Raw genomic sequence first — 16,998 nt, 5'->3', positions numbered from 1 at the left:
TAGGAGGTTGCGCATTTATGGGCAAAACAGTATTGATTACCGGTGCTTCTAGCGGAATTGGGAAAGCATTCGCCGACATTTATGCAGGTCAGCAGGCTACGGTCGTGCTTGCATCGCGAAACGAGGAAAAGCTTGAGGCGCTTGCAACGCAGCTTCGTTCGCGGTACTCCGCGGAGGTTATCGTCATTCCCGTCGATCTCGCGCAGGCGAGCGGACCGCAACGATTATTCGATGAGGTACACAACCAGAGGTTGATGGTCGATGTGCTGATCAACAACGCTGGCGTCGGCTCTTATGGCTTCCTGCATGAGCAGCAAATTTCAGATGAGCTCGCCATGCTGCAGCTTAATGTCCACTCGTTGGCGCATCTCATGATGCTATTCCTGCCTGAAATGGTAAATCGGAGGAGCGGACAAATTTTGAACATCGGCTCGACTACCTCCTTCTATCCCTGCCCGTTAAGCGCCAACTATTCCGCCTCCAAGGCATTCGTCCTTTACTTAACCGAAGCGGCTGCCAATGAGCTGCGCGGCACGGGCGTCACCGTAACCGCGCTCTGCCCGGGAGGCACAGGGACGGCCTTTTTCAGCAGCGCCAAAATGGATAATCAAAAGGTCGCAGATGCCAAAGCGCTTATGGACCCTCGCAGGGTAGCTGAGATCGGCGTGAAGGCTTTGAATAAACGTAAAATTTTCGTGGTGCCCGGCCTGCAAAACTGGCTGCTCACGCAGGCGCCGCGCTTCCTTCCCCGCAGCTGGGTCACGCGAACCACGCGCAGCGTCATTGAGCAGAAGCGATAACAGAAGCAGAAGGGAGATTAGCTCATGGCCTGATGCCATTGCCTAATCTCCCCCTAACGGACCGTGCTGACGCTTAGAAGCATATTGGGACCCTTTTGAAACTGTAACGGACCTGACAGCCGCTATTGGGTCAATTAGATGCCGACTAGAGCGCAATCCGCCGTAATAACGCCTCTGGAGTCCGTTAGATTCCAAAATCCGCAAAAAGATGCGAAATAGCGGCTCTACGGTCCGTTAGCTTTCTCCCAATCCAGCAAACACTGGCTCTCATTGCATTCGGACACCCTTAGTTGACTCGCACGGGTCGGCTTATGCGAAGTAAGCGGTGGTTTTTGCTCTACTATTGCAAAAAGGCGTCGCCGAAAGCATTAATGTCCTTGGCTGTGCCGATTCCGCTATTGTACTCGAGCCAGCCCCGCCGTCCGGTGCCATCATTGTCATTAACCAGCATGGAAAGCTTCAGCTTCATACCTGGCTTCACTAGCGACGTATCGGTTAACAGCTCCTTCCATGGAATCGCCAGCTCATAGACAGTCGACTGCCCCTCTCGGCTTATCGCTTCGTTCAGCTCCATCCGATCTTCGCCATTAAAGCCGTTCGGCGCCAGCCACCGCCACTTGGAGGCTTGCCCCTGATCGTTCATCGCAACGCCGAATTCATGATAGGCATCGGGCGCGCCGCCGTCAGCATCAGCAATGCCGATTGCCAACTGAACGCTGTCCCCGCTCCAAATACCAAAGCCTGCTTCCGTCTGGGAATGGCGATCATCGGTTACTTGGACCGCAAGGTACAAATTATCCTGATCCCATGACGAATATCCAACGGCGCTTAAGTCCGTCTCGCCCTTCCAGTCCGGCAGCTTCACATCAGCGATGTCAAACCGGCCTTGATCCGCTTCCGTTGCCCCTTCTGTCCATTCCGTTAGATGACCATCCACTTGGATCGGCTGCTTAGGCTTGCGCATCAAGACGGTATGGAACACCTCTTCGGTTTGCTGAATCAGCTCGCCTGCCGCATTGCGAATCTGAACCGTTCGTTTGTCGTTCGTTACATCCGGAATAAGCACTGTCGCGTCCTTCCCGGGCTCGATCGGCTCAATCGCCGCTTTGAACGTGCCTGCCGAATGATTCGCTTTTACATAATCGACCTGCAATTCGCCGCTGATCGGTTTGATCGAACGGTTCGTAACGAGCAATCGCGTCTTTAGCTTTTGATCGTTCGAGTCATAGTAGCTTTGGAAGCTTGGCAAAATCGGATCGCCGACCTTCACATTCATCGCGAAGCTCGTCGTATCGCCTTCTCCTTGCTCTAGCGAGAACGATATCGTATGGTTCCCGCGGTCCAAGCCAGCTGGCAGCTGTACATTTACCAATGACGGGTTCCCGCTGACAGGCTCCACCGACCACCCTTGCGGCAGAACGGCTTTGAGCTTTCCGTCAGCAGCCCCCTGCTCATAAGCCTTGGGCAGCTTTAGCGCAAATGCGTCACCCGAAATCGCTTCGATTCCCGATTTTTCAGGCAGCCGCTTCGGGTCCGGGTGTCGACTTACGTTCCAGAGGAAATGTGCCGTTGTCTCTACGATTTCATCCAGGTACTTGGCATTCTTATAATCGTGTCCTACGCCTTCCATCGTAAACAAATCCTGATAGATGCCAGATTGCTGCAGCTGCTCCTTTAAATTCACGCTTAATTGATAAGGAATCAATTGATCGATCGTGCCGTGGACGATCAATACAGGCGGAAGCTTCGCAGCCACGCTTTTATCCAGCTCTCCCCCATAGATATCGACAATCGCATAAATTGATGACGCATGCGCCGGATCGAGCGTCAAATACGCATTCACATAATTCAGCGCAAGATGCCCTCCCGCTGAATCGCCGCCAATGGCAATTTTCGACGGGTCCATGCCATAGCCAGCCGCATTGTCGGCGACCCACTGCACCACATCCGCAATATCTTCGTAATCATGCTGCAGCGTGAGCGCCATATTGGCCTCAGGTTCTTTCTTCAGCCGATAATCCATCGACAGTACGACGTATCCTCGCTTCGCCAGAGCGGTAGAAAACTCGGCAGCATCCGCTTTCGTCCCTTCGCGATAACCGCCGCCATGGATGAATAGAAACACCGACCGTTCCTTCGACTCATCATTGGCCGGCTCGTACACGTCCAGCTTCAATGATTCTAACGCAGCTGTCTCATTCGCCTTCATGGCGTATTCAATATCTCGATGAACCTTCACTTCATATTGCGGGGATAAATAACGAATGGCATGCGCAGCGTCGCTCGCATGCGTCACCGCAATCTGAGCGCCAGCAGCAGTTGGCTGACTCTCCTCTTCGCTCTTCGGCCAAGACCAGAACAACCCGGCGCCTAACCCGGCTATGAGCACGAGTAGGATATAAAAATACCGATGTTTCAATGGAATAACCTCCTGGGGGAATGGATGAACACGATTAAATGGATGAGATTTCATATTAATCGTATTCCTGCAAGAGCTGAAGCACAATTAGGCGTTCTACGGTTTATTGAGAGATTTATTACGCATTTGTTCGAGGCTAATAACCGCCTCAGCGTTGCTGCGCCGCCAACATCAACAACATAATCAGCGGGATTACAAGCCAAAAAGGAGGGCGAAACCGCATGCCGCGGAGTCTCCCCCCTTGCTGTAATGAAGGTCGGAATCTATGAATGAACGTTCTCTTTCGTACAAAACGCAAGCTCCTGCATGCATAGATCCAGGAACGCTTCCACATCCTCCTTGCGAATCGCAGGCTCATAGAAGCTAATCGTTAACGTGAGCACTTGGTTGTAGCTGCTGAAGCCGAATATCAATCCGGGCGGATACGCAGCCGAAGAGATAAAGTAGGCATCCGCTACAGCCCGATCGCCGAACGTAAACGGATGATCCGCTACGAGTCCGAAGTTAGAAAATAACGGAGTCGCCATGCCCCCGGCAACAAGCCTTTGGCGCGCGCCGCGCAAGAACATGTTGACATCCTTATAATCCATATTCCGGAGCATTTCCATTGCAGCTGCGTTCTGGATTCCCGGCGTGCCTTGTTTGATTTGATTCATCCCTTGGACAGCGCGGCGAAGCGTAGCGACGAATGGCTCTCCGGCCATGCGCGCGAGCTTAACCGTTTCGATCCCCGACAAATTGCAAATCGATGCCGCTTGCTCATTAGGCAAATAACGCCGAAGGTTAACGGCTGTCGTCACTTCCATCGGCTCATAAGCTTTAGGTGCGACGAACGCGAACATTGCCCGGTAAAAGACCGCAAGCAGCAGATCATTGACCGTCGCCCGGTGCTCCTTGCCATAGCTCCTTAGCTGCTTGAATTCGGCCTGCGATAGTCGACGCATGCCCACTCGAAGCTGCTCATTCGCGCTTTCCCGAACATATGGAAACGCCCATGTCGGCTTCGAAGCAGGCGCTTGGCCGCGAACGGCGGAAGCAGCGTTCGGATAACCTAGTGCGCGAAACACATCGCTTGCATCGCGCGTGCCGCTGGCGTTTACTTCCGGAACATATCCCGAATCCTTGCATAACTCGCCATAAATGCGGGATACCAGCTGCAAATACTCCTTGACGCCCGACGCGTCACAATAAGCATGGTCGAGCACGACGCATAACGTATCGTGCTGCTCCGTCCGAATGACGAGCACATGCACAAGCTGCTCTTTCGGCTCCGGATTGCCCTGCATAAACTGCTGCAGCGCCGCCTGATGATCATCGGTTACCTCGATGCGGCACCATGTTCGATCATCGATAGATTCGAATCGCTCCCAAGAGGGCTGCTTCGGATGCTCGACGAATCGGCAGCCGAGAACCGGCTCCGCATCGATAGACAACCGGACTGCGCGACTTATCAGCTCCGCGTCCAAATGACCATCGAAGGTAAGCACCGCTTTCAACGGCGTATCAATCGTATCGTAGCCTGCCACGTAATTGGCCCAATCCTGCCCCGCTGTAGGGAATTGATCGGGAATTTGAACTTCGCTCATTGCACTCGCCTCTTTGTTCTCTTTATTGGAATCATCCACGGCACGATTAGCCATGCATGCTCTTCATTGCGTTTAATCCCGGCGTTTCAACGCCGTTGCGTTTGGCGACTTCCATCAAATCGCGATAAATGATTTTATTTTCCTCCGCGCCCTTATGCAGCTTAAAAATCGTCGCCTGCGCCTTGTTGATTCGCATCGCCATCCAGAATGCGCATGCCGCAACCCATGAAGGCATAAAGAACACTTTCGCATCCGCAAATTGCTTGATATCTACGCCTCTTGACCGCGTAACCTCAAGCGCTTCCCGAATAAAGAGGATGCCTTGGCGAATCCGAGGAACGCTGGATAGAAATTTCTCGTCGCCTCCAGCCTTCAGAATCCCGTTGCTAATGCCCGCATTAAGGGAAAAATGCTTCCATTGCCAATGCAGCACATTAGGCGGATGGATCGTTCGGAGCCCAATGCCATGGAACAGCTCCGCAACCTTCTGGAGGCGAGGCGTTGCCTCGCCGTTAATTTCCGCGATATGAACGCGATTCATCAGTACGCCGTCCAATTCCGTGCCGTCTGCATCCCGGAACCCCCCGCCACCGGAAGGGAACCCCCATAGAAACTTATCGGCAGGAATATAGGACGTAACCAACGAGAAATCCGACCAGATATGATTGAAAAATAATAGCGTCGCATTTCCCGTTTTGCCTGCAAGCTCTGCAAGCACATTCTCCAGCTGATAGTGCCGTACGCTGACAACAATCAAATCGAAGTCATCCATATTCGGAAGCTCGCCCACACAGCTGATCGGATACCGGCTGCTCGTCACCTTGTTTTTGTTCCGTCCATCCATGAGATGCAGCTCGATCCCTTGCTTCAGCTTATCAAGCCGGGAAGGACGCACGTAGTGGACGACATCGTGTCCTTGCTGCTTCAACGCGCTCCCATAAATCGCGCTGATCACGCCAGCGCCAAAAAATAAAATCTTCATCCGTTAGCCCCCATTAAAGAAATCCTACTTGCTCGGCGTATCTCAGCATGCTCTGCACGTTCGTCTGATCGACTGGCTTCCATGTAAAGCCGAGCCGCTCCAGCAATAAATTAGTCCGATCCGCGCGCATATGGAAGTTCGTGTCTCGAAGATTGCCCATGAGACCGCCGTGAATAACGATATTCATAATATCCTCTTGGAGCTCTTTGATATGATAGCTTCCGAATATTTCTCCTACGGTTCGCAGCTCGACGTCGGTGTATCCGGATTGTTGAATGTACTCGCCAAGCTGCAAACCGTTAATGCGGTTGGAATTATAGAGATGATGGGTCTTGTTCTGAAGCTGCTTCTTATTGAACAGGAGCAGGATCGCCTGCGTCACATGGTTAACGAACGAGAAGTCCAGCCCTCTTCCGCTTAAGGAAGGCACCATCTTAATGTTAATAAATGATTTGATCATGCTGTACAACGCACTGCCTTCGATATTCTCCTGGAACTTCATCGTCTCGGTATTGTAGTTCAAGTTGCCCACGCGGAATATGCTGCACGCAAGCCCTCTCTCCCGTGCGGCCACGATAACCCTCTCCGATTCCAGCTTCGTCAGGAAGTAAATATTGTCATCATCCTGCCCCAGATCATGCTCGTTCTCGGTGTACAGCACATCATCGACGCCGTCGATTTTCCCGAATGCAACCAGCGGAGTCGAAATATGATGAAGCACCTTGCGCTGACCGGCAAACGCAAGATCGACGAGCCGCTCCGTACCGAGCACGTTCACGCGATGCGAATCTTGATAGCGGCCATAATGCGTGACATTCGCTGCCGAGTTAATGATGCAATCAATTACGTCTGCCAGCATGGCATATTGCTCTTCCGACAGTCCGAGCCGCTCTTCCGCCACGTCGCCGTTATAAACAAATATCCGATCTGCGTAGCGACTAGCCAAATCCTCGGAGAAGTAGAACGCCAGCTTCGCTTGAAGTCTCGCCTCAGCTTCTGCTGCATCGGCACCGCGGACAATCATATGAACGTTGCTTGTCGTCGTGGTCAACAAATCATGCAGCAAGTGTATGCCGAGATAGCCTGTTGCCCCTGTTAACAGAATGTCTTTGTACACCACGACATCCGTCAAGTCCATCTCGCGGCAGGCGGACAGCTCTTCCTCGTACTGATCCAGCTGTGCTTTGATAGCAGGGTCCTCTTCGATATTGGCCTTAAGCTCGATTTTCGCTAGCTCCTCTTTCTCCTTCAAGAGCTCCAGCAAGTAGTTCGGCTTGAACGGCACGTTCTTAGCTAAGCTTGCAATCGTATCGTATTCGAAGAAATCATTAAGCGAAAGCTCGAATTCCATCGACAGCGTCGAAACGATCTGAATGCCAGACAACGACGTTCCGCCGATATCAAAGAACTTGCTGTACACGCTAATGCGGTCGATGCCCAGCGTATTCTGCCAAACCTCAGCGATTCTTTTCTCAGCCTCTGTTCGCGGCGCCTCGTAATACTCATCCGTTGCAGCGCTGCTCGTCAGCTGCTCTTCCCGCTGCTTATCCATGATCAAATAAGCGCTGTGATAACGAATTGGCGTAAGATGCTTGGCATGAAGCAGCGCTTCATCGTTAATCTGATGCACGTCCCAAGTCGGCACCGTCCACTCGGCGGATCCATCTGGCTCTGCAACGGCCGATGCGGCAGCGATTTGGCTAACCGCTTGCAGCATTTCCTGCTTGACTGAGCTTGCAGCGTCTTGTACAGGATAGGCGGCATTATAGTAGCAATCGATAATCTGGGCATCCGCTTGAATCGCGTCGACAGGCAGTCTATATGCGGCATAGTCCGCCGTTTCCTCTGACTTCTCCCAGCCTGCTCGCTCGATAAAGGCAAGGAACGGTTCATTTTTGTTCGTTGGATAGAACTTAGCCTCTAGCGTCGTCAGCCCATTCGCAGCACAATATTGCGCAAGGCCGGTCATGACCGCATCCTCGACAGTTCTTCCAAGCACGCGGCAGCTAAGCAGGAACGTATCGATGAACAAGCTTTGCTCCTGTCTGATTGCAATGACCACGCCTACTAGCCCATAATCGCCGAACCGGTCCGCAACCTCGATCGACCAGCAAGCCGTCTCAGATGTGTCCATCAACTGCTTAATCTCATCCTCTGAACGGCGAATCGTGCTCAGATTAAATTGGTTGGTGCGTTTGGTCAGCTGGGATACCCTAGCAATCTGCGATGGCTCCACCGCTCGCATGCTCATCTTCAATTCAAGGCCACGCAAGTAATCCAATGGCGAATGCGCTTCCTGCTGAACCTCCTGACGCTGCTTCTCCTGAATGTATCTTTCGGAGCGCTTGAGATCCTCGTCAGTTACAATCAGCTGGTCGAACGCCCAAACATGACGCAGGTACGAAGAGATTTCACGCTCCTCCCGCGGCAGATTCAACGTCAATACTTCCGGGCAATTCATCATCATTTCCGAGCATTCCATCACGTTATCATCAAGGAAAATGAAGCTGTCCAAGCCGAGGTTCAAGTCGACCGCTAGCTCCCTCAGATTAGCCGACTTCGCTTCCCAGTTAATTTTCCAGCCGATAAAGTGCTCCTTCTTGAGCAGCATATTCGGGTTGTGCTCGAATACTTCCCACACGTCCGCTTCATTGTTTTTGCTGCTTAATGCCAGCAGCATGCCTTTTTCCCGCTTCTGCAGCATGAAGCGCTGCAGCGCAGCAAACGAATCCGTTACCTGTACGCCCATTGGCCCGTCTTCCCCGCATACGCCGGACCATAGCGTGTTGTCGCAATCGAGCACAATGACTTTAAACGACGGGCTTTTCCAACTGTGAATCGCGCGTACGATGGTCGCGCCCATCGCCGCCATAAACTCGTCGGTGAACGGAATGTGGCCTTCGGCGTCTTTGACCGGATCAAAGATCGCATGAACCTGATACAAGTCAGCAATGCTTGTAAAATCAAGCGGATACACGTGATCGAGCTCCTCGATCAGCTGCTGCCACTGCTTACTTAACCGCTCCAGACAAGCCGCAACAGCCTCGCTCAACCCCAGATGCGTTGCGATCGGGAAGACGCCGACGAAGTAGGGAACCGACTTCTGCTTGTCCACCAAGATCGAGGTGAATTCCCGATAGCTGCGCTCCAGCTCCTCGCACAGGACAGCGTCCTGATTCGAAGGGTTGTAGCGAATCCAGTCCTCGAACCGAACGAGCAGCACGTTAGCCCCTTTATTCGTCGAGAGCAAGCTGGAAGGCTCAAGCAGCTCCATGAATACCTGATTGTACGCAGCGAATTTCAGGTCAAGCGGAAGCGAAAACTCGCTTGCCCACCATGCCACATGACGATCGATTGGCTCAGCCGTGAAGGATGCGCTGATCGCGAGTTCGATGCTTTGGCCAATGCCGCGCACATTTTGCTCCAATCGCTGCTGCACCTGCAGCTTCTCTTCTTCGGATAGAAGCTGCAGCTCATCGATTCGCTTGTCTGCATGGCTGCTAAACTCACTCAGAAGCGAGTGGAACTTGGCAATGAAGTCCTCTACCGTCTCCTGCTTGAACAAGTCCGTCTTATATTCGAGATGGCACATGAGCGCATCCGATTGGCTAGTATAAATATCGAGTTTAAGATCAAGCTGCGAGCGATTATGAGAGATCGAACGGACAGTGAACGGAATTCCGCCCGCTTCAAGCGACACTTTCCCGTCATACTCATTGTGGAAAATCAGCGCCGTATCGAATAACGGGTTCCTCGAACGATCCAGCTTAATATTGCACAGCTCGATCATGCTCGTATAATGATAATCCTGGTTCTCGAAGGCGCCCAGCATTGCCTCGTTGCAGGATGACAGGAACTGGCGGATCGTCTCTTCTGCGATAATCGTTTGTTTGATCGGAAGCAAGCTTAGGAAGGCGCCAATAATGCCTTCGATTTGCTTATGGTTCCGACCGGACACTACGGTGCCGACGATAATTTCTTGCTGCCCGCTGAACTGTTGAAGCAAGAGCGTATACGCAGCGAACAATAACGTATTCAGCGTGACGTTGGCCTCTTGGGCTGCGCGGGTCAAGCGATGAACCGTCTCGTCGGACAATTCGAATTTCAGCGTATTCCCTTCAAACCCGCGGCCGTCTCCGCGCTTGAAGTCTTGCGGAAGCTGGAGGGTCGGGACATTTTCAAACAAAATATGTTTCCAGTACGCCTGCTGCTTCTCGTAGCGCTCCGTCTGCATGAATTGTTTCTGCCACGTGCAGTAATCTTTGTTCTGCACCTCGAGCGGAGGAAGCGTTCCGCCTTCGTACAGCGTGATGAATTCCTGGACAAAAATTTGGTATGACGTACCGTCGGATACGATATGGTGCATATCGACGATCAACACATCACGCTGGCCATCCACATGCAGCAGCATCGATCGGAACAAAGGACCGGCTCCAAGATCGAACGGCTGGATGAACGCATGAATCGCTTCGTCCACCTCAGCTTGCGTCACGTTCCGCTCTGCCCATGTTAACGCGGGATTGTCATGGACGAACTGCACCAAATCCCCCTCAGCAAAAGCGAAGCTCGTGCGAAGCGATTCATGTCGATCCAAGAGCGCTTGCAGCGTACGCTGAATGCGCCCGGCATCCGCAGCCGATTGGAATTCCATCACCAGCGGCATGTTCAGTGCCGTGCCGATATTGCTGAACTGCTCTTGTGCGTAGCATTGCTTCTGGATGAGCGAGGCATCGTAATAGTCGCGCTTCTCCACCGGAACTATGCGAAGCTCGTCGGATAGGCCTTGTCCCTCCGCTGACGCCATTGCGTCCAAATGGCTCGCCAATTGCTCGACGGTCGGATTGCGCAGCAGCCCCGTCACATCCACCTGCAGCCCAAATTGCTGATTCAATGCGTTCACGATACGTGAGGCAATAACGGAATCCCCGCCAAGCTCGTAATAATTGGCGTCCACTTGAATATCGTTAAACCCGAGCGTCTGTCCCCAAATTTGGGCAACAGCCGATTCCGTCTGCGTATACTCGCCGTTCACGCGACCGCTTAAGGCAACCTGCTGCTGCGTTTGGGAATCGAGCTGCTCAGCCGACACATGCCTCGGGTTCAATTCGATCCAGCAGCGGCTTCGCTCGAACGGATAAACGGGCAGCGACAGCTTTCTGATCGCGTCACCGAAGTACAACGACTCGAAATCGATGTCTGCCCCATCCGTATAAAGCTCGCTTAACGTATCCAACAGCTTACCGTCCAGTTGGTTTACATCAAGAGCCGAGCGAACCATATCAGCCGCTTTACGGCTAAGCGAATGGATCGCTTCGTTCGATGCCATCGTTTCATTGAATCGAACATGCAGCTCAGGGTAGCTTTGAAGCCCGCCTTGCACAAGTGCTCGGAAGCTTGCGCGCACTTCCTCCCGATTCGATGCAACAATCGCAATGCGGTAATTGTAATGGCCGCGGCCTGTGTTCATCGTGCTGCTCATGTCCGCCAGGCTGACCTCAGAAAAAGCTTCGCTCTGCACATAGTCATCATAGCTGGCGACCAATTGCTCAATCGACGAGCGGCTTTTGGCTGACAGCGTCAACAGGTACGGCTTGCCCGATTCCGCGCCAACGGCTTCCCGCTCCGGCGCCTCTTCTAATACGACATGGCAGTTCGTGCCGCTCAAGCCGAACGCACTGACGCCGCTGCGTCTTGGGAAGCCTTCGTATTCCCAGTCTGACAATGAATTGCTTACATAAACAGCCGATTGCTCAAATTCGATATTCCGATTCGGATATGTAAAATGGAGCGTTGGCGGTATCGCTTTGTTTTTGAGCGCAAGCACCGCTTTAATCATTCCGACGATGCCTGCTGCATCATCGAGATGACCGATGCTGCTCTTCACCGAGCCGATCGCACAGAATTGCTTCCGATCCGTATGTCTGCTGAACGCCCGATTAATGCCCGTGATCTCGATTGGATCTCCCAGCTTCGTGCCTGTGCCATGAGCTTCAATATAGGCAATGGTCGTAGGGTCGATGCCTGCATTGTGCCACGCTTCGTCGATGACTTCCTCTTGCGTCAGCGCATTAGGCGCCGTAATGCCGATCGAGCTGCCGTCTTGATTAATCGAGCTCCCTTTAATGACAGCGTAGATCTGATCTCCGTCCTTGAGCGCATGGCTGAGCGGTTTTAACAAAACAGCCGCCACGCCTTCGCCGCGCCCTGTGCCGTCCGCATGATCATCGAACGTTCTCGCGCGGTCGCTGCTTGATTCGATTCCGAGCTTATGCTCGCTGTCGATCGGGAACAGATTAATTTTCACGCCTCCGGCGATTGCCGTCTCGCATTCCCCATTGCGAATGCTTTGGCATGCCATATGAACAGCAACCAATGATGAGGAGCAAGCCGTATCGATGACAAGGCTTGGGCCTTTCAAATCCAGCAGGTACGAAATTCGGCTGGCAATCATCGCATTCAAGTTGCCCGGAATTGCCATCGGAACGAGCGACATGTCCTTCTCGGCGATGAATCGGGAATAATCATAATAGGAGTGAGCGAAAGGAATCGAGGTATGTCCGAGGAAAACGCCTGTCTTTGATCCTTTTAGCTTCTTGCCGCCATAGCCCGCATCTTCAATCGTTTTCCATACGGTTTCTAGAAAGAGCCGCTGGGCCGGGTTCATCAAGCTCGCTTCCATCGGCGAGAGCTGGAAAAACCGATAATCAAATTTATCAACATCAGACAGATAAGCGCCATCGCCGAAAGCAATCGACTGATCATCGATGCCGATCCCGCGAAGCAGCGAGCCTGCATCCTTCCGACGAGCAGCAGGGAACTCCCCTACGCAATCCAACGATTCTTTCAAATTAGACCAGAAGTCGTCAAGTCCCTCAGCCTGCGGCAGTCGGGCGGACATCCCAATAATCGCAATCTCGTTACCGGAAATTTCTTTTATATCGGGCGTTTCACTTAAGAACATATCATCCAATTGCAGGTCGTCCAACTTTAACATACCCCTACAGCCTCCTTAACTTCTCGAGCGCCAAACAGCGCTGCACGCTCCTTGATCTTCGCCATCATTGCTTGCTGCTGTTCGACTGGCGCCTTCTTCGTTTCCAGCACCGTCTGAAGCATGCGAATCGCCAGCTGAATTTGCTCTGCCGAAGGCTCTTGCTTATTCGATTCCAACAATTCATACATCCGCTTTACCTCTCGGTACGGCTGTGCAACCCCAGTCTGATAAGCTTGGCTATCCCAGTTGCGATTTTTCGTCGACACGGCAGCGGCGATGCAGGATGCGATGACGGCTAAGCCAGGGATCTCCTTCTCCCCTGCTGGCTTGGATGCTCCGGACTTGTGAAGCGCCTGCTTAATCATCTCGACCTCTTCCTTGCTTTCCAGTGCCATAGCTTGTAAAGACGATCCGTTGTGCAAACTCGCCTTCAGCAGATTCGTCAACACTTTCTTTGGACCAAGTTCAATGGTTACGGCAATCGCCTGCTTCTGCAAATAATCCATCGACTGGTTCCACAGCACAGGGTAAACCATTTGCCGCGTCAATAGCTCTGCAACATCGGCAGACTCCATGTATGGCAAGCCCGTCACATTCGAAATGATCGGCCAGTTCGGCTTGTTGAACGTATACTTTTGCAGCTCTGCCTTCAGCTTCGCCTCTGCCTCTTCCATCAGCGAACTATGAAACGCCGCGCTTACGTTAAGCTCGATTACTTTCGCGCCGGCTTTAGCCGCTTCGGCTGCCACTTGCTGAACAGCGGATGCATGGCCGGAGATGACCGACTGCGACGGCGAATTGTAGCAAGCAATCCTCACTTGTTGTTCCGATGTCGATGCAAAATGGCACAGCTGCTCGATTTCATCAAGGGGGTACTGACTAATCGACGCCATCTTGCCGATGCCAGCCAAAGAAGCCTGCTGCATATACTGGCCCCGCAGTCGAACAATTTTTAACGCTTCAGCAAACGTCAAGGCGCCGCTGCAAACAAGCGCCGAATATTCGCCTAGACTATGCCCTGCCGCCAACAGGGGCTGAATCCCGATCTGCTCCATATACACCCGATAAGCGGCCACGCTCGCCGTAAGCAACGCTGGCTGCGTGTTTTCCGTCTGCGACAGCTCGCTCAAATCGCCATGGAAGCACAGTCCCTTCAAATCAAAGCCAAGCACATCGTTCGCTTCCTCAAAGGTTTCGCGCGCTACCTCGTATTCGTCATAAAGCCGTTTTCCCATCCCGACGTATTGCGAGCCTTGACCTGGGAATAACAGCGCAATGCGGTTCATCTCTTTCATTTCGTCACCTCAGTCGCAGTCTTCATATAACTTTGCACAATCATCTCGGTCAGCTTGATATAGCTTTGCAAGAGCAGCTTCATTGCCTCTTTCCTCATCCGTTTGCCTTGAAAATGGAACTTGAGCTGCAGTTGTTCTCCGCCGCCGCGTTCCTCATGCACGAGAATAAAATCATAAGCCTTGCTCGCCAGCTCATCCGAGCCGAGCCTGCTGCCGTCACAAAACAGAGGGAGGACAGCATGCTTCGAAAGCGCGGCTCTGCCTTCCATTGCGGCTTGGATGTCATACACGCCACCTCGCTGCTCCGTCCGATTCGCTAGGCTGTCTTGCATATGGCGGACCAGCGCCGCAAAGTCGCCTTGCGCCTTCATATCAATCGATAGCGAGAAGGCTTCGCCCTTCCGCTCGCCTAGCTGATGGATCGCAATCGCAGAGCCTTCGGACCGTTTCGCAAGCAGAACATAGTAAATTGCAACCAAAACCGTTCTTACATCGGTTTCCAATTGACGCGAGATTCCCGATAACGCCTGCGAGATGACAGCCGGGAATGCAAACGTGAAGCTGTCATCCTTGTCAAATGAGCTTCCTGCATGGAAAAAGTCCGCAGGCAGCTCCGTCATCTGCAGACGAACCGGCTGCCTCGATATCGCTGCTGAACCGCCCTCTAAATAAGCGGCAAGCTTACGGATGGTCGGATAAGTGAATAGGTCATTGACCGTCACTTTCCCTGGATAACGCCGCTCAATCTCCTCCTGCATCTTGACGACCAGCAAGGAGTTGCCCCCTAAATCGAAGAAGTTGCTGTTCACATTGACATCGTCGATCTCCAGCACCTTCATCACGATTTCCGCCAGCTCGGCCGCAATCGCTCCCGTTGCCTCACCGGCTGCCAGCTCCTCTTCGTCATCCCCCGACTGCTCATGGATCAGTCTGCTCAGCTCGATAATCGCAGCGTTGAATTCACCCGCCGTATACTTCGCGCCGAGCTGATAGCGTTGGAATTTGCCGCTTGTCGTCTTCGGAATTTTACGTACGGGTATAACGTGCAGTACGGGGAGGCCTAGCTGCTGATAAATGTAGGTTTTGAGCTTTTGAACAATCGGAACGAAGCCGGACAACTCTTTCTTGTACAGGACAAACAACAGCACTTCATCGCTGCTCGCATGCTCGCCGCGCACGCCGCATGCCGCAATATAACCAAGCTCGATCTCATCCAGCTCTTCCGCAATCCGTTCGATATCATGCGGGTAGTAGTTTTGTCCATTGGAGAAAATGATATCTTTCACTCGGCCGGTAACCACGAGCTGACCGTCATGCATAAAGCCTAAATCGCCGGTATTCAGCCATCCCTCCGAAATCAGCCGACGCGTCGCTTCTTCATTGCCATAATAGCCCCGGGTCACATTGTCTCCCTTGATCTGAATTTGCCCGACGATCTGATCCTCAACAGGCCGATGATAGTCGTCGCAAATGCGCAAGGACATGCCTTCAAGCGGCTGGCCAACCGCTACGAACGCAGTCGAATCCGGCTGCTTCTCCTCAGACAGCGCCACTTTGTGGCCGGTCGTAAGCGAATCCCGCTTCAGCCAATAGGTTTTAAACGCTTGTTCAAGCGGAGGGAAGGTGACCCCCAAAGACGCTTCCGCCATCCCGTAAACCGGGAACATGGCGTTCCTGCGCAGGCCAAGATACGCAAGCTCTTCAAGAAACAGCTCGCATAATTCCGGTGCGATCGGCTCCGCTCCATTAAAGATCATCCGGATAGACGACAAGTCCCACGAAGCAGCCTGCTCTGGCTTAAAGTAGGTCAAAAAGTATTTGTACCCGAAGTTAGGCGAAGAGGTGATCGTTACCCGATGTTCGCTCGCCTTCTTCATCCACAGCGTCGGCCGCCTGATAAACAGCGACGTCGGCATCAGGTATTGATTGGCCCCCGATACGCAAGGCGACAGATGCTGGCCGATTAAGCCCATATCATGGGTAAGCGGCATCCAGCTCAAGTACACATCGGCAGCCGTTACTTGGGCGGCGCTTATCATCTGGGCAATGTTGGTCAGCAAATTGTCATGCGTCAGCATAACCCCTTTCGGATCGCCAGTCGAACCCGACGAGAATTGGATAAAGGCAAGATCATGCGGCTCGGGCTGACCGATCTGCCCAGCGACACTTGCAACCAGCATCTCCTCCGCAATAAACGTTCGAGCAGCCATTGGCCGCATCGATGAAGCCTGATTCGTATTTTTGTTCGCGAAAGATTCAAGGCCATCTAACACTTTGCGTTCCATGACGATATAGGGATTGCGCAAAATGCTGTATATGTGAAATAACTTGCGCTTATGCTCGTCGTTATTGCCTACAGATACAGGGACTGGAATGATCCCTCCAAGAATACAAGCCCAAAAATGAAGCAGGAATGTCTGATTATCCTCGACCTGCAAGATAAGCTCATCCTTCGCCCGCACCCCCTTCCCCTGAAGATTGCCGAGAATGTCCAAGGCTCGCCTATAAAGCTCGCGATACGATAAAAAAGACTCTTGCTCATCTCCGTTAATAAAATAGATGCCTTCACTTCCCTGATTCTGCAAACTGCAAAGCACCTCTTGCAGCGTTCCAAACGGCTTCCTCATTCATTCCATTCTCCTTGATCGATAAAGTTAAGGTGGGCTAACATGTGGTTGAGTCTTGACGGATTGCTTGGTATACTGAGGAACTACGAGATTCGAAGGTGTTCAATATGATGGGGTAAACGCTCGTACTCACACTTGTAACAGGATACATTAATCTGCTAATTAATAACAATAAAGATTTCTTAAAGTTTTACTAGATTCCCACAATCGCAATGAAAATTCATATAAAGTTCATTTTATAAAAATCTAGAAACATGACATGATTTGTCATTTATCAAACGTTATCATATACTCC

Annotated in this window: 8 protein-coding genes; 2 read left to right on the top strand and 6 right to left on the bottom strand. The window is 52.3% G+C overall.

Translation table 11 applies throughout. The features are described 5' to 3' along the window. Positions 1 to 17 precede the first annotated feature (17 nt). The gene (locus PAECUDRAFT_RS00380) at positions 18 to 800 is read left to right on the top strand and encodes an SDR family NAD(P)-dependent oxidoreductase (protein ID WP_006036094.1); all 783 of its coding nucleotides are present in this window, start codon (positions 18 to 20) and stop codon (positions 798 to 800) included. 340 nt (positions 801 to 1,140) lie between these two features. On the opposite strand, the gene PAECUDRAFT_RS00375 is transcribed toward PAECUDRAFT_RS00380, so the two are convergent. Then, positions 1,141 to 3,219, bottom strand: a complete 2,079-nt coding sequence (locus tag PAECUDRAFT_RS00375) for an alpha/beta hydrolase fold domain-containing protein (protein WP_006036093.1) — start codon at positions 3,217 to 3,219, stop codon at positions 1,141 to 1,143. A 24-nt stretch (positions 3,220 to 3,243) separates the two neighbouring features. Between PAECUDRAFT_RS00375 and PAECUDRAFT_RS25845 the strand changes: the two genes are divergently transcribed. Beyond that, positions 3,244 to 3,402, top strand: a complete 159-nt coding sequence (locus PAECUDRAFT_RS25845; RefSeq protein ID WP_158306226.1) for a hypothetical protein — start codon at positions 3,244 to 3,246, stop codon at positions 3,400 to 3,402. Positions 3,403 to 3,482: 80 nt separating this feature from the next. Here the strand turns inward: PAECUDRAFT_RS25845 and PAECUDRAFT_RS00365 are convergent, their stop codons facing one another. The 5 genes from PAECUDRAFT_RS00365 to PAECUDRAFT_RS00345 are packed head-to-tail and all read right to left on the bottom strand — an operon-like array spanning position 3,483 to position 16,703. After that, positions 3,483 to 4,805 (bottom strand): hypothetical protein, encoded by a 1,323-nt coding sequence (locus PAECUDRAFT_RS00365; protein WP_006036092.1) that lies wholly within the window; start codon positions 4,803 to 4,805, stop codon positions 3,483 to 3,485. 46 nt (positions 4,806 to 4,851) lie between these two features. Next, complete coding sequence (locus PAECUDRAFT_RS00360) at positions 4,852 to 5,787, bottom strand: ketopantoate reductase family protein (protein WP_006036091.1); 936 nt, start codon at positions 5,785 to 5,787, stop codon at positions 4,852 to 4,854. A 13-nt stretch (positions 5,788 to 5,800) separates the two neighbouring features. Continuing rightward, entirely contained in the window at positions 5,801 to 12,781 is a 6,981-nt protein-coding gene (locus tag PAECUDRAFT_RS24365; protein WP_006036090.1) for an HAD-IIIC family phosphatase, read from the bottom strand. Next, a complete protein-coding gene (fabD, locus tag PAECUDRAFT_RS00350) occupies positions 12,775 to 14,076 on the bottom strand; it encodes an ACP S-malonyltransferase (RefSeq protein WP_006036089.1) in 1,302 nt (433 codons plus the stop codon). Before fabD ends, PAECUDRAFT_RS24365 begins: the two co-directional genes overlap by 7 nt. After that, entirely contained in the window at positions 14,073 to 16,703 is a 2,631-nt protein-coding gene (locus PAECUDRAFT_RS00345; protein ID WP_006036088.1) for a non-ribosomal peptide synthetase, read from the bottom strand. The genes fabD and PAECUDRAFT_RS00345 overlap by 4 nt, the downstream gene beginning before the upstream one ends. Between the last annotated feature and the right edge of the window lie 295 nt (positions 16,704 to 16,998).

It is taken from the genome of Paenibacillus curdlanolyticus YK9, from assembly GCF_000179615.1.
GTDB classification, from domain to species: Bacteria; Bacillota; Bacilli; order Paenibacillales; family Paenibacillaceae; genus Paenibacillus_T; species Paenibacillus_T curdlanolyticus.
This window is presented reverse-complemented; position numbering and strand designations above follow the sequence as displayed.